At 75.6% G+C, this 18,382-nt stretch carries 16 protein-coding genes; 5 read left to right on the top strand and 11 right to left on the bottom strand.

Annotated features, from left to right (window positions below; all coding sequences use genetic code 11):
• The first annotated feature begins 7 nt into the window (after window positions 1–7).
• The 3 genes from OIE51_RS26195 (at window position 8) to OIE51_RS26205 (ending at window position 5,062) form a co-directional block, all read left to right on the top strand.
• Window positions 8–667 carry an FMN reductase gene (locus OIE51_RS26195; RefSeq protein WP_326600348.1) on the top strand — a complete coding sequence of 220 codons (660 nt, stop codon included), beginning with the start codon at window positions 8–10 and terminating at the stop codon, window positions 665–667.
• A gap of 184 nt (window positions 668–851) precedes the next feature.
• Window positions 852–2,015 carry an exonuclease SbcCD subunit D gene (locus OIE51_RS26200; RefSeq protein ID WP_326600349.1) on the top strand — a complete coding sequence of 388 codons (1,164 nt, stop codon included), beginning with the start codon at window positions 852–854 and terminating at the stop codon, window positions 2,013–2,015.
• Window positions 2,012–5,062, top strand: a complete 3,051-nt coding sequence (locus OIE51_RS26205; protein ID WP_326600350.1) for an AAA family ATPase — start codon at window positions 2,012–2,014, stop codon at window positions 5,060–5,062. Before OIE51_RS26200 ends, OIE51_RS26205 begins: the two co-directional genes overlap by 4 nt.
• 97 nt (window positions 5,063–5,159) lie before the next feature.
• On the opposite strand, the gene OIE51_RS26210 is transcribed toward OIE51_RS26205, so the two are convergent.
• The 3 genes from OIE51_RS26210 to OIE51_RS27070 form a co-directional block, all read right to left on the bottom strand.
• Window positions 5,160–6,845 carry a DUF885 domain-containing protein gene (locus OIE51_RS26210; RefSeq protein WP_326600351.1) on the bottom strand — a complete coding sequence of 562 codons (1,686 nt, stop codon included), beginning with the start codon at window positions 6,843–6,845 and terminating at the stop codon, window positions 5,160–5,162.
• 59 nt (window positions 6,846–6,904) lie between these two features.
• Window positions 6,905–7,558: a GNAT family N-acetyltransferase gene (locus OIE51_RS26215; protein WP_442812022.1), complete on the bottom strand. Its 654-nt coding sequence runs from the start codon at window positions 7,556–7,558 to the stop codon at window positions 6,905–6,907.
• Between the two features lie 87 nt (window positions 7,559–7,645).
• Window positions 7,646–8,611: a hypothetical protein gene (locus tag OIE51_RS27070; protein WP_442812023.1), complete on the bottom strand. Its 966-nt coding sequence runs from the start codon at window positions 8,609–8,611 to the stop codon at window positions 7,646–7,648.
• A 130-nt stretch (window positions 8,612–8,741) separates the two neighbouring features.
• Here OIE51_RS27070 and OIE51_RS26225 point away from each other — a divergent pair, with 130 nt between their 5' ends.
• On the top strand, window positions 8,742–9,488 hold the full coding sequence (locus OIE51_RS26225; RefSeq protein WP_326600353.1) for a GntR family transcriptional regulator: 747 nt from the start codon (window positions 8,742–8,744) through the stop codon (window positions 9,486–9,488).
• Window positions 9,489–9,559: 71 nt separating this feature from the next.
• Here the strand turns inward: OIE51_RS26225 and OIE51_RS26230 are convergent, their stop codons facing one another.
• The 7 genes from OIE51_RS26230 to OIE51_RS26260 all read right to left on the bottom strand — a co-directional run bounded on the left by OIE51_RS26230 (window position 9,560) and on the right by OIE51_RS26260 (window position 15,934).
• On the bottom strand, window positions 9,560–10,093 hold the full coding sequence (locus OIE51_RS26230; protein ID WP_326600354.1) for a helix-turn-helix domain-containing protein: 534 nt from the start codon (window positions 10,091–10,093) through the stop codon (window positions 9,560–9,562).
• A 22-nt stretch (window positions 10,094–10,115) separates the two neighbouring features.
• Complete coding sequence (gene purB / locus OIE51_RS26235; protein WP_326600355.1) at window positions 10,116–11,546, bottom strand: adenylosuccinate lyase; 1,431 nt, start codon at window positions 11,544–11,546, stop codon at window positions 10,116–10,118.
• Between the two features lie 10 nt (window positions 11,547–11,556).
• Window positions 11,557–12,339 (bottom strand): SGNH/GDSL hydrolase family protein, encoded by a 783-nt coding sequence (locus tag OIE51_RS26240; protein WP_326600356.1) that lies wholly within the window; start codon window positions 12,337–12,339, stop codon window positions 11,557–11,559.
• 633 nt (window positions 12,340–12,972) lie between these two features.
• Window positions 12,973–13,479 carry a DUF5709 domain-containing protein gene (locus OIE51_RS26245; protein WP_326600357.1) on the bottom strand — a complete coding sequence of 169 codons (507 nt, stop codon included), beginning with the start codon at window positions 13,477–13,479 and terminating at the stop codon, window positions 12,973–12,975.
• Window positions 13,480–13,502: 23 nt separating this feature from the next.
• Window positions 13,503–13,919, bottom strand: a complete 417-nt coding sequence (locus OIE51_RS26250; protein WP_326600358.1) for a DUF2267 domain-containing protein — start codon at window positions 13,917–13,919, stop codon at window positions 13,503–13,505.
• A gap of 213 nt (window positions 13,920–14,132) precedes the next feature.
• On the bottom strand, window positions 14,133–14,795 hold the full coding sequence (locus OIE51_RS26255) for a class I SAM-dependent methyltransferase (protein ID WP_326600359.1): 663 nt from the start codon (window positions 14,793–14,795) through the stop codon (window positions 14,133–14,135).
• 38 nt (window positions 14,796–14,833) lie between these two features.
• Window positions 14,834–15,934 (bottom strand): NAD(P)/FAD-dependent oxidoreductase, encoded by a 1,101-nt coding sequence (locus OIE51_RS26260; RefSeq protein WP_326600360.1) that lies wholly within the window; start codon window positions 15,932–15,934, stop codon window positions 14,834–14,836.
• Between the two features lie 82 nt (window positions 15,935–16,016).
• On the opposite strand from OIE51_RS26260, the gene OIE51_RS26265 reads away from it, so the two are divergent.
• On the top strand, window positions 16,017–16,607 hold the full coding sequence (locus OIE51_RS26265) for a helix-turn-helix domain-containing protein (protein ID WP_326600361.1): 591 nt from the start codon (window positions 16,017–16,019) through the stop codon (window positions 16,605–16,607).
• A 51-nt stretch (window positions 16,608–16,658) separates the two neighbouring features.
• Here OIE51_RS26265 and OIE51_RS26270 read toward each other — a convergent pair whose 3' ends face one another.
• Window positions 16,659–18,344 carry an ABC transporter substrate-binding protein gene (locus OIE51_RS26270; protein ID WP_326600362.1) on the bottom strand — a complete coding sequence of 562 codons (1,686 nt, stop codon included), beginning with the start codon at window positions 18,342–18,344 and terminating at the stop codon, window positions 16,659–16,661.
• Between the last annotated feature and the right edge of the window lie 38 nt (window positions 18,345–18,382).

The raw sequence follows: 18,382 nt of genomic DNA on the forward strand, positions 1-18,382 counted from the left end.
GAGAGCGATGACGACGTACCGACTCGCGGTGGTCTCGGCCGGCCTGAGCAAGCCGTCCGCCACCCGGCTGCTGGCCGACCGGCTCACTGAGGCGACCCGCCGCCATCTCGCCGAGGCGGGCGCGGAATTGAACGTGACGGTGACCGAACTGCGGGAGCTGGCCACCGACATCGCCGGGAACATGGTCACCGGCTTCCCCGCCCCCGCCCTGCGCGAGGCCATCCAGGCGGTCACCGGGGCCGACGGCGTCATCGCCGTCACCCCGGTCTTCTCCGCCTCCTACAGCGGGCTGTTCAAGTCGTTCTTCGACGTGATCGAGCCCGACGCGCTCACCGGCACGCCCGTGCTGCTCGGCGCCACCGGCGGCACCGCCCGCCACTCCCTGGCGCTGGAGCACGCGATGCGCCCGCTCTTCGTCTACCTGCGGGCCACCGTCGTGCCCACCGCCGTGTTCGCCGCCGCCGAGGACTGGGGCGGCAACGGCGACCCGCTCACCGACACGCTGCCCACCCGCGTGGACCGCGCCGGCCGCGAACTGGCCGCCCTGCTGCGGCTGTCGGGGACCGGGGAGGGGACCAGCGAGGGGGCCGGGAGGGGGAACGCCGCCGCCGTCGAGGAGACCGTCATCCCCTTCGAGCAGCAACTCGCCGCCCTCCGCCCGCACTGACCCCGGCGCGGCCCCGGGCGGCGCGCCCCCCGCCGCCCCGGCCGCCGGGCGCACTGTCGGTGCCCGGTGGCACACTGAGGGCCGCGACCGCGCGAGCGCGCGATCGCGGCCGGCGGGCGGGAGCGGGAAGACACATGGAGCGGCGGGTGCGGGTGCGGGATCGGGCACGATGGGTGGCGGTGCGGTGAGGTTCCTGCACACCTCGGACTGGCACCTGGGCCGTTCCCTGCACCGCGTGAGCCTCCGCGACGCCCAGGCCGCGTTCCTCGATCACCTCGTCGCCACCGCCCGCGAGCAGCGCGTGGACGCGGTGCTGGTCTCCGGCGACATCTACGACCGGGCCGTCCCCCCGCTGCCCGCCGTCGAGCTCTATGACGACGCCCTGCACCGGCTGTCCGCCCTCGGCGTGCCCACCCTGATGATCTCCGGGAACCACGACTCGCCGCGCCGCCTCGGCGTCGGCGCCCGCCTCATCGAGCGCGCGGGCGTCCACCTGCGCACCGACCCGGCCACCTGCGCCATCCCCGTCGTCCTGCCCGACCGCCACGGCGACATCGCGTTCTACGGCCTGCCCTACCTCGAACCGGCCCTGGTCCGTGAGGAGTTCGGCGTCGAGACCACCGGCCACGCCGCCGTCCTGGGCGCCGCCATGGACCGCGTCCGCGCCGACCTGGCGACCCGCCCGGCGGGCACCCGCGCCGTCGTCCTCGCCCACGCCTTCGTCACCGGCGGCCAACCCTCCGACAGCGAACGCGACATCACCGTCGGCGGCGCCGCCGCCGTGCCCGCCGCCGTCTTCGCCGGCGCGCACTACGCCGCGCTCGGCCATCTGCACGGCTGCCAGACCCTCAACGACCGCCTGCGGTACTCGGGTTCGCCGCTGGCCTACTCGTTCTCCGAGGCCGCCCACCGCAAGTCCGTGTGGCTGGTCGACCTCGACGCCCGGGGCGCGGTCCACGCCGAACGGGTCGACTGCCCGGTCCCCAGGTCGCTGGCCCGCGTCCGGGGGCGCCTGGAGGAGCTGCTCACCGACCCCGCCCTCGCCCGGCACGAGGACGCCTGGGTGGAGGCCACCCTCACCGATCCCGCCCGGCCCGACGAGCCCATGGCCCGCCTCGCGGCCCGCTTCCCCCACATCCTCAGCCTCGTTCTCGACCCCGAACGGCCGCCCGGCGCCCCCGCCGACTCCTACGCGCAGCGCCTGCGCGGCCGGACCGACGAGGAGATCGCCGACGACTTCGTCGCCCACGTGCGCGGCGGCGAGGGCCCCGACGAGCCCGAACGCGCCGCCCTGCGCGCCGCGTTGACCGCCGCCCGCGCGCAGCACCAGGAGGCGGCGGCCCGTTGAGACTGCACCGGCTCACCCTCACCGCGTTCGGCCCCTTCGGCGGCACCCAGCACATCGACTTCGAAAGCCTCTCCGCCGCCGGGCTGTTCCTCTTCCACGGCCCGACCGGCGCCGGCAAGACGTCCGTCCTGGACGCCGTCTGCTTCGCCCTCTATGGCGAGGTGCCCGGCGCTCGGCACAAGAGCGGCGCCCTGTCCCTGCGCAGCGACCACGCCGCGCCCGGCACGCCCACCGAGATCGTGCTCGACCTCACCGTGGCCGGCCGCCGCCTGGAGATCACCCGGCGCCCCGAGCAGGAGCGCCCCAAGAAGCGCGGCACCGGCACCACCCGCGACCGCTCCCGTGCCCTGCTGCGCGAGCACGACCCGGCCACCGGCACCTGGCGGGCCCTCAGCCACTCCCAGCAGGAGATAGGGGAGGAGCTGTCCCAGCTCCTGGGCATGAGCTGCGACCAGTTCTGCCAGGTCGTGCTGTTGCCCCAGGGCGACTTCGCGCGCTTTCTGCGCGCCGACGCCGAGGAGCGCGGCAAGCTGCTGCGGCGGCTCTTCGACACCCGCCGCTTCCGGGCCGCCGAGGAGCACCTCGCGAAGCTGCGCGTCCGGGCCACCCAGCGCCTGGAAGCCGGGGACGAGCGGCTGCGCGCCACCGCCCACCGCCTCCAGCAGGCCGCCGGCCCCGGCACCCCGCCGCCCCCCGACGCGGAGGAGGCCGACGCCGACGCCGTCCTCGCCTGGGCCGCCGAGGCCCGCCGCGCCGCGCGCGAACGGCACGACAGCGCGGCCGTCGCCCTGACCACCGCCGAGGACGCCCACGGCCTCGCCCGCCGGCGCGAGGCCGACACCGCCGAACGCGCCCGCCTCCAGCGCGCTCACGCCGAGGCCCGCGCCCGCGCCACCGCCCTGGCCGGCGCGGCGGCCGAACGGGACGCCACCCGCGCCCTGCTGGAGCGCGCCCGCGCCGCCGACGCGGTCGCCCCCGCCCTCGGCCTGCGCGACACCGCCGAGGCCGAGCACCGGGCGGCGGCCGACGCCGAACGCCGCGCCCGCGACCTGCTGGCCCGCGAGCCGTCCGGCGCGCCGGTCGACGCGCCCGCCGCCCGCCTCGCCGAACGCGAGCGCGCGGCCCGCGAACGCCTCGGCGCCCTCGCCGCCGCCCGGCGGGCCGAGGAGCGCGCCGGACAGCTCACCGCCGAGCTCACCCGGCTCGACGCCGAGGCCGCGGCCGACGAGGAGTCGGCGGCCGACACCGAGCGGCGTCTCGCCCCCTGGCCCGAGGACCACCGGCGGCTGCGGGAACGCGTCGAGCGGGCCCGCGACGCCGCCCTGACCGCCGCGCGCACCGCCCGGCTCCTCGACCCCGCCGAACGCCGTCTGACCGCCGCCCGGCGCCGCGACGAGCTGGCCGCCGCCCTCCGCACCGCCGAGGACGAGGAGCTGCGCGCCCGCGAGCGGGCCACCGAGGCCCACGTCCACTGGCTGGACCTCAAGGAACGCAGGCTCCTGGGCCTCGCCGCCGAGCTGGCCGCCGGACTCGGCCCCGGCGAGCCCTGCGCGGTCTGCGGCTCACCCGACCACCCCCGGCCCGCCCGCCCCGCCGAGGGCCACGTCGACCGGCGGGCCGAGGAGGCCGCCCTCGCCGCCCATCAGGACGCCGCCGCCACCCGCGAAGCGACCGGCCGGCGGCTCGCCGCCCTCCGCGAGGCCCACGCGACGGCCGCCGCCGCCGCCGACGACGCGGACGGCCCCGCCGCCGACGGCCCCGCCCACGCCGCCGCCGACACCGCCCGGCTCGCCGCCAAAGCCGCCGAGCTGCGCGCCGCCCACGCCGCCGCCGAGGCCGGGGCCGCCGACGGCCCGGCCGCCGACGCAGCCCTGGCCGCCGCCGAGCGTCGCCACGAGAGCCTCCTCGCCACCCGCCAGGACCTCCAGCGCCGGACAGCCGCCCGCGCCTCCCGCCGCGACGCCCTCGACACCGAGCTCGCCGGGCTGCGCCACGAGATCGACCGCGCCCGCGACGGCGCCGCCGCCGTCGCCGAGCGCGCCGCCGGGCTGACCCGGCTCGCCGACGCCCTCGCGACGGCCGCCGCGACCGCCCGCGCCGCCGAGGAGGCCGCCGCCCGGCTCAAACAGGCGGACGACACAGCGTCCGACGCCGCCTACCGCGCCGGATTCGACACCCCTGAGGCCGCCGCCCGCGCCGTCCTGGACCGCGCCCGGCAGCGGGAGCTCCAGCACCGCCTCGACGCCTGGCAGGCGGAGGAGGCCGCCGTGGCCGCCGCCCTCGCCGACCCCCGCGCCACGGTCGCCGCCGCGCTGCCCGCCGCCGATCCCGAGGCCGCCCGCGCCGCCCTCGACGCCGCCACCGCGCGGCTGCGCGCCGCGTCCGCCGCCGAGGCCGCGGCCCGCACCCGCCGCGCCGAGCTGGACGCCCTGTCCGCCGAGGCCGCCGCCGACGCCGCCGCGCTCGCGCCGCTGCGCGCCGAGAGCCGCCGCGTCAAACGCCTGGCGGACCTCACCGCCGGCACCTCACCGGAGAACGAGTACAAGATGCGGCTGGAGACCTACGTGCTGGCCGCCCGGCTCGAACAGGTCGCCGCCGCCGCGGGCGTGCGACTGCACCGGATGTCCGCCGGCCGCTACACCCTGGTCCACTCGGACGCCCGCACCCCCGGCCGCCTCCGTTCCGGCCTGGGTCTGCACGTCATGGACGCCTGGACCGGCCGGGCCCGGGACACCGCCACCCTCTCCGGCGGCGAGTCGTTCTTCGTCTCCCTCGCGCTGGCCCTCGGTCTCGCGGACGTCGTCGCGGAGGAGGCGGGCGGCCGGCGCCTGGACACCCTCTTCATCGACGAGGGCTTCGGCAGCCTCGACGAACAGTCCCTCGACGAGGTGCTCGACGTGCTCGACGCGCTGCGCGAGCACGATCGCAGCGTCGCCATCGTCAGCCACGTGCCGGACCTGCGCGCCCGCATCCCGGTCCAGCTCGAAGTCGTCAAGACCCGCCGGGGCTCCACCGTCCGGCACCGCACCGCGCCGCTCAGCCGGTGAGCGGCCGGCGGGGAGCGGAGTGGGAAACCCCCGACACACGGGGTTCCCGCGGCGCGGGGCGGGGACCACGACCGGTCCGCGCCCCGCGCCGACGGCGTCACAGCGCCGACAGCTCGGCCTCCAGGTCGTCCAGACCCAGCGACCCCTGCGACAGCGCCGCCATATGCCACCTCTTCGCGTCGAAGCCCGCGCCGTGCGCCCGCCGGGCCGCCTCCCGGCCCCGCAGCCACGCGCGTTCCCCGAGCTTGTAGCCGATGGCCTGCCCCGGCATCCCCAGGTACCGCACCAGCTCGCTCTCCACGAAGTCCGCCGGGCGGCTGCTGTGCCGCCCGAAGAACTCCTGCGCCAGCGCCGGGGTCCACCCCTCGCCCGGCGCGAGCGGCGAGTCCGCCGGGATCGGCAGCTCCAGGTGCATCCCGATGTCGATGATGACCCGTATCGCGCGCATCATCTGGCAGTCCAGATAGCCCAGCCGCCGCTCGGCGTTGTGGAGGAAGCCCAGCTCGTCCATCAGCCGCTCGGCGTACAGCGCCCAGCCCTCCGCGTTGGCGCTCACCATGCCCACGGTCGTCTGGTACCGCGACAGGTCGTCCGCCACGTGCGCCCACTGCGCGAGCTGGAGGTGATGGCCCGGCACCCCCTCGTGGTACCACGTCGACACCAGGTCGTATACGGGGAAACGGGTGGCGCCCATCGTCGGCAGCCAGGTCCGGCCCGGCCGGGAGAAGTCCAGCGAGGGGCCCGTGTAGTACGGCGCCGCCGCGCTCCCCGGCGGGGCGATCATCGTCTCGACGCGCTTGACCCGGTCGGCCAGCTCGAAGTGGGAGCCGTCCAGCGCCTCGATGGCCTCGTCCATCAGCCGCTGGAGCCAGCGCCTGACCTCCTCGACGCCTTCGACCGCCTCGCCCGCGGTGTCCAGGTGCCGCAGCGCCTCCCACGGCGACGCGCCGGGCAGGATCTTCTCCGCCTCGGCCCGCATCTCCGCGTGCAGCCGGTGGAACTCCGCCCAGCCGTAGGCATACGCCTCGTCCAGGTCCAGGTCGGTGCCGTTCCAGTACCGCACCCAGCGGGCGTACCGCTCCCGGCCCACGATCTCCGGCGCGCCCTCGATGCCAGGCGCGTAGACGTCACGCAGCCAGTCGCGCAGGCCGGCGATCGCGCCCGTCGCGCCGCGCGCCGCCGTGTCCAGCTCCCCGCGCAGCGCCTCGGGACCCGCGGACACGAACGCCGCGAACCACCCGCCGTCCGCCGCCCCGAGCCACTCGCTCAACTGCCCGAGCACCGTGGACACCTGGCGCGGCCCGGCGGGCAGCGACCGGGACAGCCCCTCGGCCAGCGACGCCCGGTATCCCGCCAGGGCGTCCGGCACGGACCGCAGCCGCCGCGCGATCGTGGCCCACTCCTCGTCCGTGTCCGTCGGCATGATGGTGAACACCTCGCGGACCGCGTGCAGCGGCGAGTGGAGGTTGCTCACCGCGCGCAGCGGCTCGTCGGCCTCGTGCACGGTGATCTCCGCCGTCAGCCGCTCCCGCAGCAGCCGGGCGCAGCGGCGTTCGGCGGCGCTGTCCGCGCCGGGCAGGGACTCCGACTCCGCCAGCCGCCCGAGGGTCTCCCGGGTCAGGCCGGCGACGGCCGCCTGGCCGTCGGGGGAGAAGTCGGGCAGCCGGTGGTCGCTGCCCGGGACACCGAGGAAGGTGCCGGTGAGCGGGTCGAGCTCGACGAGCGCGTCGACATACGAGTCGGCGAGCCGCCGGGGGAGCACGGTATGGGGGTCTTCTGACATGCACCCATCCTTGTACGCGGAGCGGCGTTCGTCACCACCGGCCCGGGAGGTGCCCCGGCTCACCCGCCGGCCCGGACCGGCCGGGCCGTGCCGGAGCGCAGTGGGGCAAGTCGGATCGTCAGCACCAGCGAGCCCCCCTCGACCTGGTGGTCCAGCGGCAGCCCGGTGCCGCGCATCAGGGCGATCATCCCCGTGTTGCTGGCCTGCGTGACCGCGTACACCACGTCGCGCCGCGACTCCACGGCCAGTCGGAGCAGCTCCCGCAGCAGCGCCGTACCGACGCCGTACCCCTGCCAGACGTCCTCCACCAGGAGCGCGACCTCCGTCTCGTCGCCGTCCCACAGCAGATGGCCCAGCCCGATGATGTCCCCGGCGGCGGTCTCGGCGACGACACTGTGCCCGTAACGCGGCGTCAGCAGGTGCCCCAGATACCGGTCGGCGTCGCCGAGCGGGCCGTGGTAGCGCCGCGCCAGCGACGGGGCGGAGCAGCGCCGGTGCATGTCCCGCGCGGCGTCCAGGTCCTCGGGACCGGCCGCCCGCAGCACGATCGGGTGCCCGCCCGCCGTCACCGTCCGGCGGCGCGTCACGACGCGGCCGTCCACGGCCGGTGCCGCCCCCGCACAGGGGCGCCCCGCCAGGTACCCGCCCTCGACCCGGCGAAGCCGGCGCCGCGGGAAGTGAATCGAGCTGCGGGGCACATCGGAGTCAGCCATGCAAGCACTGTCGTCCTTTGTTATTGCGTGATCACGAACGCCCTGTGACCGGTGGGTAAAGGAGGCTTACGGAGCGAATTGTTCGTTTCACCGCAGGCGTGATCGCCCCCCGTCGGCGGTGGCCGTGGCCAGCAGTCGCACGGCCTCGGCGATCCGGGCCGGCGGCGGGTGGGCGCCCCCCGGCACCAGCCGCACCGGGCCGTCGTCCGGCACCGCGCCGCCGTACGCCGCCGGCGGCCGGACCGCCACCCCGGCCCGCGCGGTCCGCGCGAGGAACTCCCGCTCCGGGCCGAACCGCCGGGGCAGCCCCACGATGATGTGCGGACCCGCCGCGATGCCCGTCACCACCGCTCCCGGGCAGTGCTCGGCCCGCGCCGCGACCAGGACATCCCGCCGCTCGCGGTACGCGCGCTGACACCCCCTCGGCCACCGGTCGTACGCGCCGCCCGTCGCGAACTCGGCGAACAGCACCTGATCCACCACCGGATGGCCCGGATCCATCATGCGTGTGCGTGCCACCACATCCCTCAGCAGCCCCTCCGACACCACCAGCCACCCCAGCCGCGGTCCGGGTGCCGGCGACTTGCTCACCGAGCCGGTGTACGCCACCCGCCGCGGATCCTGCCCCTGCGAGGCACCCACCGGCGCCCGGTCGTAACGGAATTCCCCATCGTAGTCGTCCTCCACGAGCAGCGCATCGACGCCTCTCACCCACGCCGACGACTCCCGCCCGTGCGACATCCCGCGCGTTCCCCTGCGCCCTGCTGAGTCCTTGCCCCCCGTGGCCAGGGCGTTCTGTCTCCTCGGGGTGCTCTGCGAGCCGATGACGCGACTTGTGGGAGCCCGTTCCCGCCCGGGGCGTCTGTGGATGGCGGCCACCCGCTCCGCGGCGTCGGCGTCGCGCGCGTAGCCGATCGCCACGTCGTGGCCCGCCGCCGCCAGCCGCGCGGCGATCGCCGCCCCGATGCCGAGGCCGCCGCCCGTCACCGCAGTTACCCCGGTGACCCCGGTGACCCCGGTGACCCCGGTGACCTCGGGATTCTCCTGTCGCACAGAGAGACCGTGGACCTCCCCATTGGTCTTGACCAGACCACCCGCCCGGCCTAGGGTCCTCTCCATACGCAACAACCTTTCATAATCGCGCCGGGCGTCCCCCGCCGGGACGGCCACCGTGGAGGCAAGGGTGGGGACCACTCAGCTCGACCAGCAGCAGCCGGAGCCCAAGCACTGGCACCTCAAGACCGTGCTGTCGGCGGCCCTGGACACCGAGTTCGCCGTGGGTCAGGCCCTGCCCAACGAGCGGGAGCTGGCCGCCCGGTTCGGCGTCGCCCGCGCCACCCTCCGGCAGGCCCTGGACCAGCTGGAGCTGGAAGGCCGCCTCCAGCGCCGCCGCGGCGTCGGCACCACCGTCGCCCCGCCGCGCGTCGGCGTGGACGTCAGCCCCCGTCACCACACCTGGCCCGGCGGCCCGGGGGACACCTGGATCACCACCGACTGCGTCTGCGTTCCGCCCCCCGCCGCCGTGGCCCGCCTGCTGGAGACGGCCCCCGACGCCCCCGTGGAGACGGTGCGCCGCAGCCTCGTGGCGCAGGGCCAGACCGTCGCCGAGGAGCTCCTGTACGTGCCGCCCGCCGCGCTGCCCCCGGTCGGCGACCGCGGCGCGCCGCACGGCGCCGAGCGCGGCCACGGCGTCCTGGCGCGGCTGCGGCTGCTGGAGCCCGGTGAGCAGGACCGCGCGATCGAGCTCGGCTCGGCCACCGCCGAGCAGGCCCGCCGCCTGGACCGGCTGCCCGGCTCACCGGTGCTCGTGGTCACCACCCGCTACGTCGCGGCCGGCCGCCCGGTCGCCGCCGCCGTCGCCACGTACCGGGCCGACACCTGCCGCCTCACCTTCGGCAACCAGCCGGCGTTCCCCTTCAGCGCGAGCTGATCCGGGGACCCGGGACCGGGGTCGGCGGCCGGCAGGCCGTCAGCCTGTCAGTCCCTCAGCCTGTCAGTCCCTCAGGCCGTCACCGCGAACAGTTCGCCCTCCACCCGGTCCAGCGCCAGCTGCAGCGCCCCCGGCTCCACCGCGCACTCCCGCAGCAGTTCACCGGACACCGTCTCGACCCGCGCCAGCCGCTCGTCCGCCGTCGCCCGCGTGGACACCTCGCGGCTCAGCTCGCCCAGCCGTCGGCCGCGCAGATCGGCCAGCACCACCGAGATCCGCCGTGCCCCGGTCTCCACGCCCAGCAGCCGCCCGGCCTCCGCGCGGAACCGGAACCGCCGTGCCGGCCGCCCCGCCCGCCGCTCCCCGTCCGATCCGTCGCCCGCGGCCTGCCCGGTCCCGGCGACCAGACCGGCCCGGGTGAGGCCGTCGAGCACACCCTCCACGGTCGGCCGCGACAGCCCGGTCTCACGGGCCAGATCGGTCAGCGAGCGCGCCGCCTCCGCGTCGCGCAACGCCCGCAGCATCACCGCCGAGTTGATCTTCCGCAGCAGCTGCGGGTTCCCCCGGCCGGCGGCCGGGGCCCGGTCGCCGCCCGTGGCACTCACCTGATCCGTCCTCCGGCGGCTCTCAGAGGATCGATCCGGGAGTGTACGCCGCCGCCTCCGGATAGCGTTTGACGACCTCCTCGACCCGGGCCAGCACGGCCGCCACCTGCCCGGCCGCGGCCCCGGTGAACGACAGCCGGTCGGCCATCAGCGCGTCCAGACCGGCCCGGTCCAGCGGAATCCGCTCGTCGGCCGCCAGCCGGTCCAGCAGCTCGTTGCGTTCCGAGCCCTCCCGCATCCGCAGCGCCGAGGCCACCGCGTGCTCCTTGATCGCCTCGTGCGCGGTCTCCCGGCCGACGCCCGCCCGCACGGCGGCCATCAGCACCTTCGTCGTCGCCAGGAACGGCAGATAGCGGTCCAGCTCGCGCGCCACCACCGCCGGGAACGCGCCGAACTCGTCCAGCACCGTCAGGAACGTCTCGGTCAGCCCGTCCAGCGCGAAGAAGGCGTCCGGCAGCGCCACTCGCCGCACCACGGAACAGGACACGTCGCCCTCGTTCCACTGGTCGCCCGCCAGCTCGCCGGTCATGGACGCGTACCCGCGCAGCACCACGGCCAGCCCGTTGACCCGCTCGCACGACCGGGTGTTCATCTTGTGCGGCATCGCGGACGAGCCGACCTGCCCCGGCTGGAACCCCTCCGTCACCAGCTCCTGCCCGGCCATCAGCCGGATCGTCTTCGCCAGCGACGACGGCGCCGCCGCGAGCTGCACCAGGGCCGTCACCACCTCGTAGTCCAGCGAGCGCGGATAGACCTGACCCACCGAGGTGAACGCCTGCCCGAAGCCGAGGTGCCCGGCGATCCGCCCCTCCAGCTCCGCCAGCCGCGCCTCGTCGCCGCCCAGCAGATCGAGCATGTCCTGCGAGGTGCCGACCGGTCCCTTCACCCCGCGCAGCGGATAACGCGCCAGCAGCTCCTCGACCCGGCCGAGCGCGACCAGCAGCTCGTCGGCGGCCGTGGCGAAACGCTTCCCCAGCGTCGTCGCCTGTGCCGGGACGTTGTGCGACCGGCCCGCTATCACCAGCTCCGCGTACTCGCCGGCCAGCCGCCCCAGCCGCGCCAGCACCGCCACCGCGCGGTCCCGCACCAGCTCCAGGGAGAGCCGGATCTGCAGCTGCTCGACGTTCTCCGTCAGATCCCGCGACGTCATGCCCTTGTGGACCTGCTCGTGCCCGGCCAGCGCGTTGAACTCCTCGATCCGCGCCTTCACATCGTGCCGCGTGACCCGCTCGCGCTCCGCGATCGACGCCAGGTCCACCCGCTCCAGGACCCGCTCGTAGTCGGCGACGGCCCCGGGCGGCACCGGCACCCCCAGATCCGCCAGGGCCCGGAGCACCGCCAGCCACAGCCGGCGCTCCAGCACCACCTTGTACTCGGGGGACCACAGGGTCGCCAGCTGCACGGACGCGTAGCGACCGGCCAGAACGTTCGGAATGCGCGGCTTGTCAGTCACGCCACGGATTCTACGGGCTCTCCTCCAGCGCCCAGGGCGCCAGCTGCGGACGCTTCGGCAGCCGCCCGTCCCCCGAGGAACGGCCGGTCAGCCGTCGCCCGATCCACGGCAGCAGGTGCTCCCGCGCGAACCGGGCGTCCGCCGCCCGCCGCGCGGCCCACGTGCCCGGCACCGCGAGCGGCAGCGGCCCGTCCCAGTCGAACGCCGGCTCGAACCCCAGCCGCTGCCACACCGCCTCCGCCACCCGGCGGTGCCCCTCACCGGTCAGATGCAGCCGGTCCGCCGCCCACAGCCGCGGATCGGCCAGCGCCCGCGACCCGTACAGGTCGACCACCAGCGCCCCGTGCCGCTCCGCCAGTCCGTCGATGAACGCGAACAGCCGCTCCATCCGCGCCCGGTACCGCTCCAGCACGGGACCGCGCCGCCCCGGACTGCGCATCAGCACCAGCCGGCCGCACGACGGTGCCAGCCGCTCGACCGCCTCCTGGAGCCGGCGGTGGATCTCGTCCATGGCGCAGCGCGGGCGCAGCACGTCGTTCATGCCGCCGACCAGCGTCACCAGATCCGCGCCCATGGCCGCCGCCACCGGCACCTGGTCCCGGGCGATCTGCCCGATCAGCTTGCCCCGTACGGCGAGGTTGGCGTAGGTGAAGCCGGCGTGCCGTGCCGCGAGTCGCCCGGCGAGGAGATCGGCCCACCCCCGGTACGTGCCGTCCGGCCGGACATCCGACATGCCCTCGCTGAACGAGTCGCCCAGCGCGACGAAACTGCGGAGATCAGGTGTGCTGTGCATGGCGCCCCCATCGTAATCAGCGGTCCCCGGCCGCTCGCCGGCCGGGACCCGCGCTCCGGGGCGGGACTGGTGCCGCTGCCCGCGGGGTGATGACGGTGACCGACGGCAGGGCGCACGACACGCCCGTGCCCTTCGCCGACGAGCGGCTCCTGGAAGAGCCGCTCGCCGAAGCCCACGCGGCCGGCTCCGCGACGACGCGACGATGCCGCTGGTCGAAGGGCGCCCGCTCCATCCATGGACCTCGCCGCGGGCCGATCCCGCGGTGCCGCTGGTGTGAGCCGTCGGACCGCGCCGTTCCTTGCGTCAACGCGCCGGTCGCGCTCCCGGCGCGTGGCGCGCTGTGCGCGGCCCCCGCCGGGTGGCGTGGTCGGCGGCCCGACGGGGCAGGGCGTATGCCGGGCCGGGCCGGGCCGGGCCGGGTGCGTCGGCCGGCCGTCCGTGGGTCGCGTCGCGTCCGGACCGCCCCGCACGCGATCCGGACGCGACGCCGCCCCGGGGGGCCGACGCGACCATCGCACCGCGCCGTCCGTCCTCAACCCCCGGGGCGAGGCCGGCGGGCGACCCCGCCGGCGTTCGAGACCCCCGTCGCGACCGTGCCGGACCGCCTGACCCGGGACCGGGACGGAACCCGGGTCAGGCGGCCGACTCCCCGCCCTCCCCGTACTCCTCCCCGGCTTCCTCGACGGGCTCCTCCTCGGAGATGTGCATCGCCGCCTCCTCGGCGGACGCCGCGCCGCCGTCGATTCCCACGTCTGAGGCCACCACGTCGCTCGCGGGCCTCCGGTAGCGGTCGTCGTCCCCGACGATCCGTCCCGCGCGCCGGTCGCCGGCGATCTGCTCCGACCGGGGCTCGCCCTCCATCCCGGGCTGGTCCCCGATCCCGTTGCCCTCCCGCACGCCGACGTCCGGCACCTCCTCCGACAGCCGCTGGTCGAGCGTCTCGCCGTCGTGCTGTTCCCTCGCGGTGGTGCCGTGACCGGTCACCGCGAGCGGCTTCTCGGGCGGTGAGTACCCCTCGTCCAGCATGTCGTCCTGGCCCCGCTCGTCCAGCGAGTTGTCGTGGTCGATGTCCTCCGGGTTGTCCCGCAGGTCGGAACCGGTCGGCTGATAGACGTCGTCCCCCATGGGGTCGTCGGACATGTCTCCCTCCTTCCGGGCGCCCGCTAGGCGCCCGCCGTGCCGGAGCTGCCCGCGAAGAGCACCTCCGCCAACTCGTCGTCCAGCGAGTCCCGGATCTTCCCGGTGAGCCCGCCGACGGTCGCCTCCCCCGTCACCTCCACCACACACCTCGCCTCGTGCACCGCCTTGGGCGTGTCCGCGCCGGAGCGCTGCGCCACGCGGTCGAAGAACTCCGAGCGGCTCATCCGGATCCCGGTGGCCGGCAGGTCGGGCGCCGCCGCCACGCGGAGCAGGTGCTCACCGATCTCCCTGGGGAGCTGGGCCGCCAGGTTCGCCGCCAGCGACGGCGGGATGCGTTCGGCGAGGGTCTCCAGACTGGCCCGTGTCGCCGCCTCGGCCGCGCCTCTGCTGTCGAGTCGCGCCCGTGCCTGTACCTGTCCGATGAACTCGTCGTGCTGCATGATCGCCTCCCGCTCCGGGTGTCGAGCGGGGTCCGGGTTCCCCCGCCCGCCGGAGCAAAACCGGCATACCGGTCACCTTTCGGCCCCGCCGGGGCCCGGCCCCGCCGCCCGGGCGGCCGTTTTCGCGCGGGCGCGTGCCACCCCGCGCGGGAAATCACGCACCCGCGCGCGAGGTCCGGGCCGCGCGCCCGCGCGCGAGGTCCGGCCCCGGCGTCACCGCGTGCCGCGCCGGACCGCGATGACGCTGTCGGTGAGCGTGCCCGGCTCGCCGTCCGGGCCGGTGGCTGGGCGTTCGGCGGAGCCCAGTCGCTCGGTGCGCCACTCCGCGGGGCTCAGGGCGAGCCCGGCCAGCACCTCCTCGGGGCCGGGGAAGACGGCGTGCGGGTGCGGGTCCCGGGCCCAGGGCGGGGGCCCGGCGTGGTCGACGATCAGCAGGAGACCGCCGGGCGCCACGGCGGACGCCGCCGCCCGCAGGATCCGTTCGCGGGGGAACTCGATCGGCGCGTGCAGGTAATGCGCCGAGACCAGGTCGAAGACGCCGTCCGGGAACGTGCGTGCCAGATCGTGCCGCTGGAAGTCGATCCGGGCCGCCACACCGGCCCCGGCCGCGCTGGCCGAGGCCCGGCCGAGGGCGGTGCCGGACACGTCGACGGCGGTCACCCGCCAGCCGCGCCCGGCCAGCCACACGCCGTCCCCTCCCTCGCCGCAGCCGATATCCAGCGCCGTCCCGGGCGGCAGCGCCCCGGCCACATCGACCAGGGCGGGATTGGCCCGCCCGCTCCACACGCGGTCCCGCGCCTGGTAGTGCCCCTCCCAGAACCGCTCGGTCTCGTCCGCCGCGACCTCGCCGCCGGGCTCATCGGTCCGTTCCGTCATCGTGGGTCCTTCCTGTCCCGTCATTCCCTGATGTCCTGTCACAGGCCGTGCCGCCGGGCGCCGAGCACCCGCTCGGACTCCTCGGCCTCGCCGCGCGCGGAGAACGGCCGCCGCGCCCCGGCCTCCCGCGCTCCGGCCTCCCGCGCGCGGCGGACCGCCACCGTGCGGTCGGTGTCCTCCGCGACCAGGTCGGCGTTGATCGCGACGGCGGCCGTGAACCCGGCGGCGGCCGAGCCGATCACCCCGGCGGCCAGGTCGACGGCGTTGCCGGCCACCCACACCCCGGGGACCTCCGCCGCCCCGGCCGCGCCGGTCGCCACCGCGGTGCCGAGCACGTGGTCCCCGACCCGCTGTTCGGCCACCGCCAGCCCCAGCGAGGCCGGCACCTGGTCCCGGGCGGCGAACCGCGGCGCGACGGCCACGGCCTCACACGCCACCACCCGGCCGGAGCGCAGCCGCAGGCCGGTGAGCCGGTCGCCGGTCACCTCCACCCCGGCGACCTCCCCGTCGACCACGGCGATCCCGCGCGCCGCGAGCCGTTCCCCCTGCTCGTCGGTCGGGTCGGGCGCGGTGTGCCGGAAGAGGGTCACCTCCGGGCTCCACTGCCGCAGCAGCAGCGCCTGGTCCACCCCCTTCGGGCCGGTGGCCAGCACGCCGACCGGCCGGTCGCGGATCTCCCAGCCGTGGCAGTAGGGGCAGTGCAGCACGTCGCGCCCCCAGCGCTCCGCCAGCCCGGGCACGTCGGGCAGCTCGTCGATGAGGCCGGTCGCCAGCAGCAGTCGCCGCGCCATCACCTCGGTCCCGTCGGCCAGGGTCACCGCGAAGCCGCGCGCCGTCTCGCGGCTGCCCGGCAGGGGCCGGGCCGCCACGACCCGGCCGGCGACGACCGTCCCGCCATAGCCGGCCACCTCCGCCCGGCCGGTCGCCAGCAGGTCCGCCGGGGGAGTGCCCTCGCGGCCCAGGTAGGTGTGGACGCCCCCGGCCGGGGCGTTGCGCGGCTCCCCGGCGTCGACCACCAGCACCGAACGCCGCGCCCGCGCCAGCGTCAGCGCGCCGCTGAGCCCGGCCGCGCCACCGCCGACGACCACCACGTCGTAAGGGAGCCCGGCCGCCGGAATCCGATCGTTCTCCGTCGCCATTTCTCTACCTCCGTTCACCGGAGATCGTCGGCCCGCACCCCTCGATTTGACAAACTTTGTTGCCGGACTGGCAAATGGACCCATGACGGACGACGACATCCCCAGCGTGCTCAGCGCCGTGGGCTCCCGGCTGCGGGCGCTGCGGCGCGAGCGCGGCGCGACCCTGGCCGAGCTGAGCGAGGCCACCGGGATCTCTCTCAGCACCCTGTCGCGCCTGGAGTCCGGGCAGCGCAAGCCGACGCTGGAGCTTCTGCTGCCGCTGGCCAAGGCCCATGGCGTGCAACTGGACGAACTGGTGGGCGTGCCGCCGACCGGCGACCCCCGTATCCACCCGCGCCCCTTCACCCGGCGCGGTCAGACCTACGTGCCGCTGACCCGCTATCTAGGCGGTCTGCACGCCTACAAACTGATCCTCCCGGCGCCGGAGGCGGCGGGCACGCGCCCGGAGCAGCGGACGCACGAGGGATACGAGTGGCTCTACATCCTGTCCGGCCGGCTCTGGCTGGCACTCGGCGAGCGCGATCTGGTCCTCGCGGCCGGCGAGGCCGCCGAGTTCGACACCCGCGTCCCCCACGGCTTCGGCAACGCGGGGACCCGTCCCGTGGAGTTCCTCAGCCTGTTCGGGCCCCAGGGCGAACGCATGCACGTCCGCGCCCGTCCGGCCGACTCCTGACGGGTCCGTGCCCCGGCCGGTCGGTCCCGTGCGACCGGCGTCGGGGGAGCGTCACCGCTCGGCGGGCGAGAGATTCAGGAAGATCTGCGACTGGTCGGGGCGGCTCCACGCGTTGGGAAACGCGTAGAGGTTCACCAGCGTCGGCCAGCCGGAGAACCGCTCGGCGCGGAACTCGCTGGTGGTACCGCCGGTGAGGATCGGAATGTAGGGCATGTCCTCCTCGATCAGGGACTGCACGGTGTCGTAGTACGACTGCCGACGGTCGCTCGTCACCGGATCCAGCCGCCCCAGCGCGTCCAGGGCCTGGTCGACCTCCGGATTGGTGTAACGGGCGAAGTTCGGGTTGGCGTGCTCGCCGACCGGGGCCGTGTTCTCGCCGTGGAAGAAGTACTTGTAGACGAAGTACGGATCGGGCGCCGGCCCCTGCATGACCGAGTCCATCAGGAGCTGGTACTCCCCGCGGTTGCGGGCCTCCGACCATTCCACGTACGAGGACTGCTGCACGGTCAGCTCGATGCCGACCTCGCGGAGCTGCTCGCCGATCGTGGTGACGGCCGCGACGTAGTCCGTCCAGGCGGAGATGACGCGGACCGTCAGCGCGAGCCGCTCGCCGTCCTTGGCGTAGATCCCGTCCGGCCCCCGCACGTACCCGGCGTTCTCCAGGATTCCCGCCGCCGCGGTGGGGTCGGCGGTCATCGGCGCGGTCCGGTCGCCGAGCGCGGCCGAGACATAGGCCGCGTCCCGCTCGGGCAGCGCGAATCCCGGCGAGATCTCGCTGCCGGTCTCCTGGAAGGCGACCGTGTTCACCTCCTCACGGTCCATGGCGTAGTAGATCGCGCGCCGCACCGCCGGGTCGGTCTGCGGGCCCCGGCAGCCGAGTCCGGCGTCGGAGCACGACATCAGCACCAGCTGGTTCATCGGTATGGTGATGACCTTGTAGCCCGGGTAGTCGTTCTCCACGTCGGCGAGGTCGGGCACCGGCTGGGTCAGCCAGTCCACGGCGCCGTCCTCCATCGCCTCCACGCCCGCGTCGGGGCCGGACAGGGAGACGTAACGGACGTTGCGCAGCTCCGGACGGCCGTCCCAGTAGCCCGGGTTGGCGGCCAGGGTGAACTCCCGGGGCGCGAACTCCCCCAGGGTGAACGGCCCGGTGCCGACCGGGTCCGCGACCACATGGGTGACCGGATCCTCGGTCGCCGACCAGATGTGCCGCGGCACGATCCAGGTCTTGCCCAGCAGTTGGGGCGCCATCATGTAGGACGGCTCGTCGAACCTCACCCGCAGATGGGTGGGGTCGACCACCTCGGTCTCGCCGTCGTAGCCGATGGCGTTGATCTGCTGGTGCGCGACCAGCATGTCGAAGGTGAACGCCACGTCGTCCGCGGTGAAGTCCTCGCCGTCCGACCACTTCACCCCGTCCCTGAGGGTGATCGACAGCAGGGTGCCGTCGTCGTTCCAGGCGAACTCGGTGCCCAGCCGGGGGACCGGCTCGTCCTGCCGGGCGATGTTGTAGAAGAACAAGGGCTCGTAGATGGAGCCCTGCCCTTCCATCAGGGCCGTCGCGTACGGATTGAAGTTACGCTGGAAGTCACCGGCTACTCCCGCGTAGACCACCAGGGTGTCATCGGGGAGCTGGGTGCCGCTCCCCGAGCCGCCGCAGCCGGCGGCCAGTAACCCGGCCGTGGCGGCCAGCGCCACGAGTCTTCGCAGGTGCCGCGACCTGAGGTGCAGGGACATGCTCGTTCCTCTCATGGCTCACCCCGGCCTTCTGACAG

Source organism: Streptomyces sp. NBC_01803 (assembly GCF_035917415.1).
Taxonomy (GTDB): Bacteria; Actinomycetota; Actinomycetes; order Streptomycetales; family Streptomycetaceae; genus Streptomyces.

Bases quoted from the DNA above. Each gene is read 5' to 3' on its own strand.
- OIE51_RS26195 (WP_326600348.1), top strand. From the start codon at position 8: ATGACGACGTACCGACTCGCGGTGGTCTCGGCCGGCCTGAGCAAGCCG.
- OIE51_RS26210 (WP_326600351.1), bottom strand. From the start codon at position 6,845: ATGTCAGAAGACCCCCATACCGTGCTCCCCCGGCGGCTCGCCGACTCG.
- OIE51_RS26215 (WP_442812022.1), bottom strand. From the start codon at position 7,558: ATGGCTGACTCCGATGTGCCCCGCAGCTCGATTCACTTCCCGCGGCGC.
- OIE51_RS26240 (WP_326600356.1), bottom strand. From the start codon at position 12,339: ATGCACAGCACACCTGATCTCCGCAGTTTCGTCGCGCTGGGCGACTCG.
- OIE51_RS26245 (WP_326600357.1), bottom strand. From the start codon at position 13,479: ATGTCCGACGACCCCATGGGGGACGACGTCTATCAGCCGACCGGTTCC.
- OIE51_RS26250 (WP_326600358.1), bottom strand. From the start codon at position 13,919: ATGCAGCACGACGAGTTCATCGGACAGGTACAGGCACGGGCGCGACTC.
- OIE51_RS26255 (WP_326600359.1), bottom strand. From the start codon at position 14,795: ATGACGGAACGGACCGATGAGCCCGGCGGCGAGGTCGCGGCGGACGAG.
- OIE51_RS26260 (WP_326600360.1), bottom strand. From the start codon at position 15,934: ATGGCGACGGAGAACGATCGGATTCCGGCGGCCGGGCTCCCTTACGAC.
- OIE51_RS26265 (WP_326600361.1), top strand. From the start codon at position 16,017: ATGACGGACGACGACATCCCCAGCGTGCTCAGCGCCGTGGGCTCCCGG.
- OIE51_RS26270 (WP_326600362.1), bottom strand. From the start codon at position 18,344: ATGTCCCTGCACCTCAGGTCGCGGCACCTGCGAAGACTCGTGGCGCTG.